Source organism: uncultured Eudoraea sp. (assembly GCF_947490415.1).
GTDB lineage: Bacteria > Bacteroidota > Bacteroidia > Flavobacteriales > Flavobacteriaceae > Eudoraea.
The window spans coordinates 435,753-450,382 of the sequence record NZ_CANLGX010000003.1 but is presented as its reverse complement, the minus strand read 5'-3'; the positions used below and the strand labels follow the sequence as shown (position 1 = coordinate 450,382).

Below are 14,630 nucleotides of genomic sequence, written 5' to 3'. Positions count from 1 at the left end.
TTAGAAACTAACCAATAGTAAACATGACAAATTATTTCAATACCCTCTCCTTAAGAGATCAATTATTACAACTTGGAAAATGCAGGTTTATGGAATCTGCCGAATTTACAGATGGCGTAAAGGCATTGAAGTCAAAGAAGATAGTGATTGTGGGTTGTGGAGCACAAGGCTTAAACCAAGGATTAAATATGAGGGATTCAGGATTGGATATTTCTTACACATTGAGAGAAGCTGCAATTAAAGAAAAACGACAATCTTATATAAACGCTACTGAGAATGGGTTTAATGTAGGAACCTATGAAAATATGGTGCCGGATGCAGATCTTGTCATTAATTTAACTCCCGACAAGCAACATACGTCCGTCATAAACGCGGTAATGCCGTTGATGAAAAAAGGAGCCACCTTGTCTTATTCTCACGGATTTAATATTGTGGAGGAAGGGATGCAAATCCGGAAGGATTTAACTGTTATTATGGTTGCCCCTAAATGTCCCGGATCAGAGGTTAGGGAAGAATACAAAAGAGGTTTTGGGGTGCCAACTTTGATTGCTGTGCATCCGAATAATGACCCGGAAGGCAAGGGATATGAACAAGCTAAGGCCTATGCTGTAGCTACCGGAGGCAACAGAGCTGGTGTTTTGGAGTCTTCTTTTGTTGCGGAAGTAAAATCTGATTTAATGGGAGAACAAACCATTCTTTGTGGTTTATTACAAACAGGATCCATTCTTTGTTTTAATAAAATGATTGAGAAGGGAGTTAACCCGGGCTATGCTTCCAAACTTATACAATACGGTTGGGAAACAGTAACTGAGGGATTAAAATATGGAGGAATCACCAATATGATGGACCGCTTGTCCAATCCTGCAAAGATAAAAGCCTTTGAGTTATCAGAAGAGCTAAAAGATATAATGAGGCCATTATTTCATAAACATATGGATGATATTATGAGCGGGCACTTTTCAACGACAATGATGGAAGATTGGGCAAATGATGATAAAAACCTGTTGAGCTGGCGTGCTGAAACCGGAGAAACTGCATTTGAAAAAACAGCTGCTGGTGATGATGCCATATCTGAGCAGGAATATTATGATAATGGTGTGCTTATGGTTGCCCTGGTTAGGGCAGGGGTGGAGCTGGCTTATGAGTCTATGACTGAATCCGGAATAATAGGTGAATCGGCTTATTATGAGTCTTTACACGAAACACCGCTTATAGCTAATACTATTGCCAGAAAGAAATTATTTGAAATGAATCGGGTAATTTCTGATACCGCAGAATATGGGTGTTATTTATTTGATCATGCCTGTAAACCATTATTAGGCGATTTTATGAAAAAAGTGGATATTGATGTCATAGGCACCACATATGGTAAAGGAAAAGACAATGGAGTTGACAATGCCAAGCTAATTGCAGTAAACAAAGCGCTGCGTGAGCATCCCGTTGAGATTATTGGAACCAGGTTGCGGGAGTCCATGACTGCGATGAAACCAATTGTTTAAATAAACGCAAGTCAGACGTATTTAAAAATCATTCTAAGCTTTTAAGACTAAAAACACCATGGAAACAACCGTATCGCTAATTCCTGAGGAATTTCGCATTAATAAGCCAATAAATCAAAAGATCTATTTGGTAAATGGGGAATTAAAGGAGTGGGATGGTGCAACGGCCCAGGTTTACTCGACTATCTCAAGTACATCTGATTATGCGCCAACTTTACTTGGGACAGTTCCGGACATGGGTGAAAGGGAGGCTTTGGAGGCATTAAATGCTGCTGTTAAAGCTTATGACCAGGGGCAGGGCGCATGGCCAACCATGAAAGTTAGAGATCGGATAGAATGTATGGAGAAGTTTGTCCGTATTATGGAGACAAAAAGGGACGAAGTGGTCAAATATTTAATGTGGGAAATAGGGAAAACTTTACCAGATTCTGAAAAAGAATTCGACAGAACCATAGAATACATCTACGATACTATTGAAGATTACAAACAATTGGATCGTGATTCAGCTAAATTTGAAAAGAATGGAGGTGTTTATGCTCATATAAGACGCGGACCCCTTGGTGTAGTATTATGTCTCGGGCCTTATAATTATCCTTTGAATGAGACCTTCTGTTTGCTTATCCCGGCAATTATCATGGGCAATACTGCAGTTTTTAAACCTGCCAAGCAAGGAGTGCTTTTAATTGCGCCATTAATAAAAGCTTTTAAAGAAAGTTTTCCGAAAGGGGTTGTCAATGTCTTATTCGGTCGTGGACGGGCTATTGCAGGTCCTATAATGAAGACAGGTAAAGTAGATGTCTTGGCTTTAATAGGTCATAGTTCATCGGCAAATGCATTGCAAAACCAGCACCCAAAGAGCAACCGTTTAAGACTTGTCCTGGGGCTGGAAGCAAAAAATCCTGCTATTGTGTTACATGATGCAAATATGGAGTTAGCTATAAATGAATGTCTGGCGGGTGCTTTGTCTTTTAATGGTCAGCGTTGCACGGCACTTAAGGTGATATATGTGCAGAAGGATATAGTTGCTGAGTTTACCGAAAAATTTTCAAATAAAGTAGATGAACTTAAATTCGGGAATCCCTGGGATAAGGGAGTAACACTAACACCTTTGCCAGAACCGGATAAACCGGCATATATACAAGAATTAATTGATGACGCTTTGGATAAAGGAGCTAAAATTCTGAACGCAAAAGGAGGAGAACATTCTGATAATTATATCTGGCCTGCAGTCCTTTATCCTGTAACCAAGGATATGAAGGTGTATGAAGAAGAACAGTTTGGACCTGTGATTCCCATCCTTTCGTTTGAAGATATTCAAGAGCCATTAGATGACATGGCGGAGTCTAACTACGGTCAGCAAGTAAGTTTATTTGGTAGTGATGTGTATACCCTTGCCCCTTTAATTGATAACCTGGCGAATCTTGTATGTCGCGTAAATCTGAATAGTTCCTGTCAGCGAGGACCCGATGTTTATCCGTTTACGGGTAGGAAGGATTCCGCGGTTGCGACATTGAGTGTTCATGATGCACTACGGTCGTTCTCTATAAGGACATTTGTAGCCTCTAAGGACACCGAGTTAAATAATGAAATTCTCGAAAAGTTATTGGAAACCAAGTTATCCAACTTTATTAGCACAGATTATCTATTATAGATATCAATAAGATATTTATAAAAATAATTGTGGAAATTCAAAAGTTGTCCTGGACAATCAGATGTAGTTTTTCCTAAATATGGGAGGCAAGCCAATCGCCAACTTCACTGGTTTTATAAGCTTTTTCACCTTCGGCTAGGTCTTCAGTAACTATACCTTCCGATAGCGACTTATTTACTACTTCACGAATTGCTTCAGCTTCATCATTCAATTCAAATCCATCAAATAACATTGCTGCAGATAATACTGTTGCCAAAGGATTCGCAATATCTTTTCCGGCGGCTTGCGGATAGGAACCGTGAATAGGTTCATATAACGAGATGCTTTCCCCAATGGAAGCAGAAGGCATTAATCCCATAGAACCTGAAATAACAGAAGCCTCATCCGTAAGAATATCACCAAACAGGTTTTCAGTAATTAGCACATCATATTCACTTGGCCACTGCACAAGCCGCATAGCCACAGCATCCACAAATTCATAGGAAACCTCCACATCTGGATAATCTTTTTCCATGGCTTGTACGGTTTCGCGCCATAAACGGGACGTTTCCAGGACATTCGCCTTATCAACACAACAAAGGCGTTTAGAGCGTTTTAGAGCCATTTCAAAGCCTTTTTTAGCCAAACGCTGTACTTCTTTTCGGGTATAAGTACAAGTATCAAAAGCTGTGTCTCCGTTATCTTCCCTTCCTCGTTTTCCAAAATAGATACCCCCGGTAAGCTCTCTTAAAAATACCAGATCTGTTCCTTCAATCCGTTCTCTTTTTAAGGGCGATTTATCAATTAGAGATGGAAACGTAAAAGTAGGCCTGACATTGGCAAACAATCCCAGCTTTTGTCTCATACGCAATAAACCTTGCTCCGGGCGCACTTTTGCCGAAGGATCGTTATCATATTTCGGATGGCCAATAGCGCCAAATAAAACCGCATCTGAGGTGGCACATATTTCATGGGTTTCATCAGGATAAGGGTCTCCAACAGCATCAATCGCAGCCGCGCCAGTCAATGCAGGTCTCCAGTTTATTTCATGATTGAACTTTGTCGCAATTGCATTGCATACTTTTACTGCCTGATCTATAACTTCCGGGCCAATTCCATCTCCGGCTAAGAGCGCTATATTTAATTTCATTTTATTTCTGGGATCTAATTAGTAGAAAATATTTATCTATTTAAAGACTCATTAAATGATATTCAGCATTTTTTCAGTTGCCTTAATTGCAGAAACCGTTTGATCTGAATCAAGACCGCGTGTAATAAAGTCATTCTCCTTGTTCCGCCAGGTTATAATGGTTTCACATAAGGCATCAGAGTTACTTCCGGGAGGTATACGCACTGCATAGTCGATGAGAACAGGCAGTTCCATTTTTTTGGATTGATATACTTTTCTTAAAGCGTTCATGAAGGCGTCAAACTGGCCGTCTCCCTGAGCGTTTTCTTCGAAAGACTGGCCTTCTATTTCAACAGCTACAGTGGTTGAAGGCTTAAGTCCTTTAGAATGTGTAAGCACATAGGATTTGACAAATGTTTTTTGCTGGTAAGACTCACTATCCAAAACATCTGAAATAATATATGGAAGGTCTTCTTTAGTAACTTTCTCCTTTTTGTCACCCAATTCAATAATACGTTGGGTAACTTTTTTAATTTCTTCCTCAGTTAGCGTAAGCCCTAATTCCTGAAGATTTTTTTGAATATTGGCTTTTCCGGAGGTCTTGCCCAGGGCATATTTGCGTTTCCTGCCAAAACGTTCAGGCAATAAATCATTAAAGTATAAATTCTTTTTATTATCTCCATCTGCATGTATTCCAGCTGTTTGCGTAAATACATTATCACCAACAATAGGTTTGTTTGCCGGAATACCAAATCCTGTAAATGTTGATACGAGTTTACTCACCTTAAAAAGGGAAGACTCTTCCACATTAATGTCAATTTCAGGCATAAAATCATTTATCACGGCAACAACACTTGCCAATGGAGCGTTACCAGCACGCTCTCCCATACCATTAATAGTAAGATGTAACCCGTGACAACCTGCCCTAAGAGCTTCCATAACATTGGCAACACTTAGATCATAATCATTGTGTCCATGAAAATCGAAATGTATATTCGGATAACGAGTAACTATTTGTGAGATAAAATCATATGTTTCACCATGCGTTAAAATACCTAAGGTATCAGGCAATAGGATTCTTTTTACAGGTTGTGTAGAAAGAAAATCGAGATATTGAAAAACATATTCAGGAGAATTCCGCATCCCATTACTCCAGTCTTCAAGGTAAACATTGGTAATAATTCCCTGCTTCTCTGCTTGGGCTAGTATATTGGCAATATCTGCAAAATGCTCCTCAGGTGTTTTTTTGAGTTGATACTTAAGGTGATTCAAAGATCCCTTGGTTAATAAGTTTTGTACTTTGGCCCCTGTCTTTTTCATCCATTGCAGTGAAAGACCATTATCAACAAATGTTAGTACTTCGATACGATCCAAATACCCTACGCTTTTTGCCCAGTCGGTTATCTGTTGAACTGATTTAAATTCGCCTTCTGAAACTCTGGCAGAAGCAATTTCTATACGATCTACTTTCAATTCATCTAAAAGAAGTCTTGCCAGAGTAAGTTTTTCTGCTGCAGTAAAGGATACACCTGAGGTTTGTTCTCCATCCCTCAGTGTTGTATCCATTATTTCAATCTTCCTCTTATTCATGCTACGCGTAAAATGGCTTATGAAGTATTAGTTTACCCAAAGGTTAAAGTGGTGTATCTTTTGCAAAAGATTCAATTTCACTCTTAATATTTAGTAAATAATCAATATCGTCAAACCCGTTGAGTAAGTTTTCCTTTTTGTAGTCATTTATTTCGAAACTTTCCTTTTCCCCCGTTGTCTTAATGGTGAAAGTTTGTTCCGGAAGATTGACTTCAAATTCAGTATTTGGATCAGCTTCAATTGCTTCGAAGATCTTTGCAAGAAAGTCAGGGCTTACCTGTACAGGTAAAACGCCAATATTCATACAATTACCTCTAAATATATCGGCAAAAAAACTACTTACAACACACCGGAAACCATAATCATAGATAGCCCATGCAGCGTGTTCTCTCGAAGATCCAGATCCAAAATTTTTCCCCCCAACCAATATTTTACCACTATAAATAGGGTTATTCAGCACAAAATGTTCTTTGGGAGTATTATCAGATTGATATCTCCAATCGCGAAAAAGGTTATCACCAAAACCCTTGCGTTCTGTTGCCTTTAGAAATCTTGCAGGGATAATCTGATCAGTATCCACATTTTCTATTGGCAGCGGAACAGCTGTAGTGCTTAAAACTTTAAATTTATCGTATGCCATTAGTATTTATATCCGTTATTTATTAATAAAAAACTAAGCTGTTTCAAAAACCATCAATTCCCTTGGGTCTGTTACCTTTCCCGTTACAGCTGCTGCTGCGGCTACCAAAGGACTAGCAAGAAGGGTTCTTGATCCAGGCCCTTGTCTTCCCTCAAAATTCCTGTTAGACGTACTCACAGCATATTTGCCGGCAGGAATTTTATCGTCATTCATGGCCAGACAGGCAGAGCATCCCGGTTCTCTTAATTCAAATCCAGCTTTATTCAGGATATCCAGCAAGCCCTCTTTTTTAATAGCGTCTTCCACTTTATGTGAGCCTGGAACCAACCATGCTGTTACGTTAGCGGCCTTTTGTCTTCCTTTGACCAGACTAGTAAATGCCCTGAAATCCTCAATCCTGCCATTAGTACAACTTCCAAGGAAAACAAAATCTATTTCTTTACCCAGCATATTGTCCCCTTCTTCAAAATTCATGTACTGAAGCGACTTTTTATAAGTAGAAGCACCACCTTCAATAGCATCAGAATTAGGGATACCTCCCGATATTCCAATACCCATACCCGGATTTGTGCCATAAGTAATCATTGGTTCAATATCTTCCCCGTTGAATTTGATTTCATTATCAAAAACAGAATCCTCATCTGTATATAAGGTTTCCCAGTAACTCATTGCCTTATCCCATGCCTCACCTTTTGGTGTAAACTCCCTATTTTTAATATATTCAAATGTTTTGTCATCCGGGGCAATCATGCCTCCACGCGCGCCCATTTCAATGCTTAAATTACATACAGTCATACGCCCTTCCATAGACATCTGTTTAAAGACATCTCCTGCGTATTCAACAAAATATCCTGTAGCGCCTGACGTACTCAATTTTGAAATAATATAGAGAGCGACATCTTTAGGGGTAACCGCATTGTTTAATTTACCATTTATGGTAATACGCATGCTTTTAGGTTTAGGCTGCATAATGCACTGGGTTGCCAAAACCATTTCTACCTCCGAAGTCCCAATTCCAAATGCTATGGCACCAAAAGCGCCATGCGTAGAAGTATGAGAGTCACCGCAAACAATTGTCGATCCCGGTAATGTAATTCCATTCTCAGGACCAATTACATGGACAATGCCGTTTTTTTCGTGACCTAGCCCCCAATAGGGAATTTGATGTTCTTGTGCGTTTTGTTCCAAAGCCCGAAGCTGGTTGGCAGACAGAGGATCCTGAACAGGCAGATGTTGGTTTAATGTAGGGGTATTATGGTCTGCTGTGGCAAAGGTACGTTCCGGATATAAAACCTTAATATTCCTACTCTTTAAGCCCAAAAATGCAACCGGACTTGTTACTTCATGAACAAGATGACGGTCAATAAACAGTACGTCCGGTCCATTCAGCACCTTTTTGACTACATGTGAGTCCCAAACTTTATCAAATAGTGTTTTTTTCATAAAATATTAAAATAACTAATAAATAGTTTTTTAGCACAGCTAACAAATGTATGAAATACAAGTAAAAGGGCGTAAAACAATGTGCTTTTAAATTACGATGTTCAATTGACTATTAAGTAATATAAACAATTGATAATCAATCATTTAACTTGAAAAGACCCACTTTTCAGTTTTATGTTAACATGAGGCACTATTTTATCTTCTTAGCAGTATTCGAAATATTGAATGGAATTTAAATGTAATTACGGTTTAACATGGCCTGACTGTGGTTTAACATTACTGTAACGATTACAAGAAATGACTATACCTATCTTTAGTGAAATCTAACAACTTAATTAACAATTAAAAAACACTCTAATGAAAAAAAGTTACAAGAATGGTTCTATATTTTTTCTTATTGCCCTTATGTTTTTATGTATTAAGGGTAATGCGCAATTAGATTTGCCCAGAGGAAGTCAGAAGGCAAAAGTATCACAGCGAATAGGTATAACTGATATCTCAATTTCTTATTCAAGGCCAGCTGTAAAAGATCGCGAAGTATGGGGTAAATTAGTGCCTTATGGGATGAACAATCTGGGTTTTGGTACCGCAAAAGAATCGCCATGGCGAGCTGGCGCAAATGAAAATACTGTAATTAAATTCACAAATGACGTTAAGATTGAAGGGCAACCTATAAGCGCAGGAAAATATGGACTTCATATGATAATTACTGAAGGGGATAAAGCGACAGTTATATTTTCAAAAAACTATGAGGCCTGGGGCAGTTATTTTTATGAACCTTCTGAAGATGCCCTAAGAGTTGAAGTTACCACCAAAGAAATTCCGCATACGGAGGAATTGACCTACCTTTTTTCTCAGGTTGACGCCAATTCGGCGGTGGCTTCCCTAAACTGGGAAAAAAAGCAAATACCTTTTAAAATTGAAGTAGATGTAACTAATACAGTCCTCGCAGACATTCGACATAAACTGCAGAATTCCCCCGGCTTTAATCGTCAGACCTGGGAACAAGCGGCTAATTTTTCTCTGAATAATGGCGGTGACCTTGATGAGGCTCTTGGGTGGATAGATGCCACTATAGAAGGAATGTTTTTTAGTCAAAAAACCTTCAATAATCTTAGCACAAAAGCAAAAATCCTTGCCAAGCAGGGAAAAAAAGCGGAAGCAGATGCTGTTATGGATGAAGCGCTAGGACTTGCAACAATATTTGAGGTTCATGGATATGGCCGGCAATTAATTGCACAGGGAGAGAAAGAAAAAGCACTCGAAGTTTTTAAAATGAATGCAAAAAAGAATAAAGGACAATGGCCTGTTGATTATGGATTAGCCAGAGCTTATTCAGCTATGGGCGACAATAAGACCGCTTTGAAGCATTTGAAAATTGCCGCGCAGAGAGCGCCTGACCAGCAAAATAAGGATGCCATTGCTGCTAATATAACTAAGCTTGAAAACGGTGAAGGAATTAATTAAAATTCTTTCTGCCAGAATGTAATATTAAGAGCCGGATGAATTCCGGCTCTTAACTTATATAATTCCAGATATTCTTGTGCTTCATTAATTGGGCGTAGGCATATCTGATTTGTTTATTATCTTCTTTCTGCAATCCGGGATCTTCATTAAGAACCTTTATTGCATAGTATCTGGCGGTTTTTAAGATATCATTGTCCTTTACAATATCAGCAATTTTCAGGTTTAAGATACCACTTTGCTGAGTTCCCATCAAATCACCCGGCCCTCGTAATTTCAGGTCTACTTCTGCAATTTCAAATCCATCATTAGTGCTTGTCATGGTTTCGAGTCTGGTTTTCGCTTCAGCCGTTAATTTGTGACTACTCATAAGGATACAATAGCTCTGTTCGGCTCCGCGGCCAACACGACCTCTTAATTGGTGCAATTGCGATAGTCCGAAGCGTTCTGCACTTTCTATAATCATCACGGATGCATTTGGGATGTTTACACCCACTTCGATGACGGTCGTAGCAACCATTATTTGAGTTTCTCCTTTAACAAAGCGCTCCATTTCATACTCTTTGTCTTGTGGCTTCATCTTACCGTGCACAATTGAAATCTGATAATCCGGCAATGGGAAATCACGGGCAATACTCTCATAGCCATCCATCAAATCTTTATAATCCAATGCCTCTGACTCTTGAATCAGCGGATAAACAATATATATCTGTCTACCTTTCTTAATTTCATCTCGCAAAAATTGAAACACTTTAAGTCGGTTTTTGTCATATCTGTGCACCGTCTTCACAGCTTTTCTACCGGGGGGCAGCTCATCAATTACTGAAATATCAAGATCGCCGTAAAGGCTCATCGCCAAAGTCCTTGGAATAGGTGTAGCTGTCATTACCAAAATGTGCGGAGGCACTTCATTCTTATGCCATAATTTTGATCTTTGAGCAACACCAAACCTGTGCTGTTCATCAATTATAGCTAACCCCAGATTTTTAAATTTCACTTTATCTTCCAGTACGGCATGTGTGCCAATAAGGAGGTGAAGAGTGCCATCTTCGAGTTGCTCATGAATAAGTTTTCTCTCAGCTTTTTTTACGGATCCGGTAAGCAGGGCTACACTAACGCCAATATCTCCCAGCAATTCTTTTATACCTTTGAAATGCTGGTTAGCTAATATTTCAGTAGGAGCCATTAAACAAGCCTGATAACCATTGTCCAGTGCGATTAAAATAGTCATTAAAGCTACTACTGTTTTGCCAGATCCAACATCCCCTTGTAAAAGACGATTCATTTGAGCTTTGCTGCCGAGATCTGCCCTTATTTCTTTTATGACTTTCTTTTGAGCAGCGGTAAGTTCAAAAGGCAAATGGTCTTTATAAAACCTGTTAAATAGTTTGCCTACATTTTCAAAGGGATAGCCTTTTATTTTTTGTTTTCGAATTAATTTCTTCGAGATGAGCTGTAATTGAATGTAAAATAATTCTTCAAATTTAAGACGGAATTGTGCTCGTGATAATAGTTTAAGGTCTTTGGGAAAGTGGATATTGAACATGGCCGCAGTTTTGGATATAAGCCTGAGTTCCTCAAGTATGGTGGGGGAGAGGGTTTCTTTAAATTCTCCCTTTGTTTCAATAAATAATTGTTGTACTAATTTGCTGATTACTCTATTCGTAATCCCTCTTTTGCTTAATTTTTCTGTGGACGGATATATTGGCTGCAAAGACACCTTTATTCCTTTTTCATGCTCAGAAAGTAATTCCATTTCCGGGTGAGGCATTGAAAATTTGCCACTAAACCAATTAGTTCTGCCAAAAATGACATAAGGGGTATTCAGTTTAATGTTTTCCCGAATCCATTTCTGCCCTCGGAACCAAACCAGCTCCATTTCGCCGGTAGCATCTTTAAATGTAGCGACAAGTCGACTTCCCTTTTTTTGCTCAACAGTTTTAATATGGATAATTTTCCCAATAAGTTGAACATCTGCATTTCCTCTTTGTAACTCATTAATTTTATAATACCTTGTTTTATCAATATACCTATTGGGAAACAGATTAATTAAATCCTGGTATGTCACTATCCCTAACTCCGAGTGCAGTATTTCCGACCTGTTTGGACCAACACCTTTCAAATAAGTAACAGGGGTTTGAAGATAGTTCGTATTCATGGAGCGAAAATAATGGTTACAGCATACAACTGCAATACCGCAAAATGCTAATTTTGGTCTGACAATTGTATAATAACAAATATGAATTTAATTAATGTTCTTTTATTCGTTCTTTTTACGGGTTTTGTATTTAGTCAGCCGCAACCTTCAGTAGATTTTTTTAAAGCGGATATAGATATATTGCCAGATCCAGAATATAAAAGAATAAATGGTCAAGTAACTTATTTGTTTAAAGTACTCCATAAGACGGATTCTGTTTTTTTGGATGCCAAAAACATGGACTTCTCATCTGTTTTATTGAATGGCAAAAAAGTACGACATGCAAATACTAAAGAAAAAATAGTTTTTTATAAAAAACTTAAATCAGACCAAACGTATAAGTTAACATTGACTTATTCCACAATTCCAGAGCAAACGGTTTACTTTTTAGGATGGGAAGACTCAATACCTGATAATAATCAAATATGGACTCAGGGCCAGGGAAAATATACCAGTCACTGGCTTCCCAGTTTTGATGATATGAATGAAAAAGTGGAGTTTGACCTTAGTCTCACCTTTGATAAAGAGTATGAAGTTATTGCAAATGGTAAATTAAAGGATACGCTTACAAAAGATTCACTGAGAACCTGGTTCTTTGATATGAACAAGCCAATGAGTAGTTATCTGCTAGCTTTTGCGATTGGGAATTATCACAGTACGAAGTTTAAAACTAAGATCGGCATTCCTTTAGAGCTTTATTATTATCCCGGGGACAGCTTAAAAGAAGAACCAACCTATAGGTATAGCAGCGAAATTTTGGATTTTCTTTCAGATGAAATAGGGATACCCTATCCGTGGCAGAATTACAAACAGATACCTGTACGTGATTTTTTATATGCCGGGATGGAGAATACCGGAACTACTATTTTTTCTGATGGGTTTGTAATAGACAGTATCACTTTTGTGGATAAGAATTATGTAAATGTGAATGCTCATGAGATGGCTCATCAGTGGTTTGGGAATCTCGTAACCGAAAAAGATGGGAACCATCACTGGCTTCATGAAGGATTTGCCACATACTATGCCTTGCTTGCAGAAAAAAAGCTGTTCGGTGAAGATTATTTTTATTGGAAACTTTATGGTTCTGCTATACAACTCCAAAAATTATCCAGCCAGGGAAAAGGAGAAGCGCTAACGGATCCTAAAGCGAGCAGTTTGACCTTTTATGAAAAAGGAGCCTGGGCCCTTCATATACTTAGAACCATGCTGGGTGATACGGCATTTAAAGAAGGAATTCAGTCGTATTTGAACAAATATCAGTATTCTAATGTGACCATATCTGATTTTATCACAGAGATGCAAAAAGCAAGTGGATTGGACTTACTTCAATTTGGGCAAACTTGGTTGAAAAGCACACAATTTCCTTTTGAAGAGGTAAAGACATTACTTGCGTCATCATCGGATGATTTGCAAACTTTTTTTGACCTTCAATGGGAATTGACATCCAGTAATACAAGTAATGAACAACTAATTAAAAAGGTATGGGATAATAATTCATCACCCAGGATAAAAGAAAATATCATCTTGGACTATCATAAATCTTTGTCCGAAAGTTTTTTAAAAAATGCTTTCACCACGGAAGACTTGAAGACAAGGCAGGCATTATGTATTACAACCGATAGAATTCCTTCCGGACTTAAAAAACAATTTGAATCATTATTAGAAGATAAAAGTTATATTACAATTGAAAATGCACTCTATCGTTTGTGGATATCTTTTCCAAATGATAGAATCGCATATTTAGAAAGAACGAAAGGAGTTATTGGACTTCCTAATAAAAATGTGCGTTTGCTTTGGTTGTTTTTGGCAGTAGTAACGAAAGACTATTTAAATGATGTGGAGAAAGCCGATTATGCCGAGGAATTATATGGGTATACTTCAGCTGAATATTCTTTTGAGGTTCGGCAGAATGCCTTCTCTGTTCTTGCTGAGGTTTTTCCGTTGGCAGATCAGAATTTACTGGATTTAATTGATGCCTCGGTTCATCATTCCTGGCAATTCAGAAATTTTGCCAGAAGTTTGATAGAAAGGCTATTAAAAGACGACAAACAAAAAGAGCGATTTCTTATATTGTCTAAAGAACTAAAAGGAAAAGAATTGCGTTATATACAAAGTAAACTGGAGGTAGAATGAGAGCTTTAGTTATATCCGGAGGTGGAAGTAAAGGGGCCTTTGCAGGAGGGGTTGCTCAATACTTAATGCAGGAATTAAACCACAATTACGACCTGTTCATTGGCACGTCTACAGGAAGCTTGTTAATTTCGCACTTGGCTCTTCAAAAGGTTCAAAAAATTAAAGATGTTTATACTTCGGTGAATCAGGATAGTATCTTCAGTAATTGTCCTTTTGTGATCCAAAACAAATATGGTGTCGCCAATATTGGGATAAACCACTGGAATGTACTAAAGAATTTCTACAAGGGTAGCCGAACTTTTGGGGAAAGCCATAATCTTTTGGAACTTATAAAAAATACTATAACCCCCGAGGAATTTGAGATTCTTAAGTCAGGGCCCAAGGATATTGTTGTAACGGTTTCCAATCTATCTTTAAATACCGTGGAATATAAGTCCATTAAAGATTTTGGCTATGAGGATTTTTGTGAATGGATTTGGATTTCTTGTAATTATACGCCTTTTATGAGTTTGGTACGAAAAGAAGGTTGTGAGTATGCCGATGGGGGACTTGGAAGTATGGTCCCTATTGAAGAGGCCATTATGAGAGGGGCGACAGAAGTAGATGCAATTATTTTACATACTGAAATAACTCATTTTAACAGAATGCCTTCTAAGAATGCGTTTTCCCTGCTAACAAGTATGTTTGCGTTTATGTTAGATAGAATTGAGCGTCAGAATATCAGAATTGGAAAATACGTTGCCAATAATAATAATGCAATAATCAATTTTTATTATACTCCAACCGTATTGACTACAAATTCACTAATCTTTGACAAGGAGAAAATGACATCCTGGTGGGAAAATGGATATGAGTTTGCAAAAACTAAAAATGTTGAATTAAGTGCTTTGGAACCGGAACAGTAA

General features: G+C 38.1%; 10 protein-coding genes. 5 read left to right on the top strand and 5 right to left on the bottom strand.

From position 1 onward, the window contains the following. Positions 1 to 23 precede the first annotated feature (23 nt). Positions 24 to 1,499 (top strand): ketol-acid reductoisomerase, encoded by a 1,476-nt coding sequence (ilvC, locus tag Q0874_RS10260; protein WP_299162667.1) that lies wholly within the window; start codon positions 24 to 26, stop codon positions 1,497 to 1,499. Positions 1,500 to 1,557: 58 nt separating this feature from the next. Next, complete coding sequence (locus Q0874_RS10255) at positions 1,558 to 3,150, top strand: NADP-dependent glyceraldehyde-3-phosphate dehydrogenase (RefSeq protein ID WP_299162665.1); 1,593 nt, start codon at positions 1,558 to 1,560, stop codon at positions 3,148 to 3,150. Between the two features lie 73 nt (positions 3,151 to 3,223). Here the strand turns inward: Q0874_RS10255 and leuB are convergent, their stop codons facing one another. Genes leuB through leuC form a run of 4 tightly spaced genes read right to left on the bottom strand, consistent with a single transcriptional unit; the run spans position 3,224 to position 7,931 of the window. Beyond that, on the bottom strand, positions 3,224 to 4,279 hold the full coding sequence (leuB, locus tag Q0874_RS10250) for a 3-isopropylmalate dehydrogenase (RefSeq protein WP_299162663.1): 1,056 nt from the start codon (positions 4,277 to 4,279) through the stop codon (positions 3,224 to 3,226). A gap of 51 nt (positions 4,280 to 4,330) precedes the next feature. Next, on the bottom strand, positions 4,331 to 5,848 hold the full coding sequence (locus Q0874_RS10245) for an alpha-isopropylmalate synthase regulatory domain-containing protein (protein WP_299162661.1): 1,518 nt from the start codon (positions 5,846 to 5,848) through the stop codon (positions 4,331 to 4,333). Positions 5,849 to 5,891: 43 nt separating this feature from the next. Continuing rightward, a complete protein-coding gene (gene leuD / locus Q0874_RS10240) occupies positions 5,892 to 6,488 on the bottom strand; it encodes a 3-isopropylmalate dehydratase small subunit (RefSeq protein WP_299162659.1) in 597 nt (198 codons plus the stop codon). A gap of 33 nt (positions 6,489 to 6,521) precedes the next feature. After that, positions 6,522 to 7,931, bottom strand: a complete 1,410-nt coding sequence (gene leuC / locus Q0874_RS10235) for a 3-isopropylmalate dehydratase large subunit (RefSeq protein ID WP_299162657.1) — start codon at positions 7,929 to 7,931, stop codon at positions 6,522 to 6,524. A 357-nt stretch (positions 7,932 to 8,288) separates the two neighbouring features. Here leuC and Q0874_RS10230 point away from each other — a divergent pair, with 357 nt between their 5' ends. Then, positions 8,289 to 9,398, top strand: coding sequence for a DUF2911 domain-containing protein (locus Q0874_RS10230; RefSeq protein ID WP_299162655.1), 1,110 nt, complete (start codon positions 8,289 to 8,291; stop codon positions 9,396 to 9,398). A gap of 49 nt (positions 9,399 to 9,447) precedes the next feature. On the opposite strand, the gene recG is transcribed toward Q0874_RS10230, so the two are convergent. Next, on the bottom strand, positions 9,448 to 11,553 hold the full coding sequence (gene recG / locus Q0874_RS10225; RefSeq protein WP_299162653.1) for an ATP-dependent DNA helicase RecG: 2,106 nt from the start codon (positions 11,551 to 11,553) through the stop codon (positions 9,448 to 9,450). Between the two features lie 81 nt (positions 11,554 to 11,634). Between recG and Q0874_RS10220 the strand changes: the two genes are divergently transcribed. Beyond that, the gene (locus tag Q0874_RS10220; RefSeq protein WP_299162651.1) at positions 11,635 to 13,725 is read left to right on the top strand and encodes a M1 family metallopeptidase; all 2,091 of its coding nucleotides are present in this window, start codon (positions 11,635 to 11,637) and stop codon (positions 13,723 to 13,725) included. Then, positions 13,722 to 14,630, top strand: coding sequence for a patatin-like phospholipase family protein (locus Q0874_RS10215; protein ID WP_299162649.1), 909 nt, complete (start codon positions 13,722 to 13,724; stop codon positions 14,628 to 14,630). Before Q0874_RS10220 ends, Q0874_RS10215 begins: the two co-directional genes overlap by 4 nt.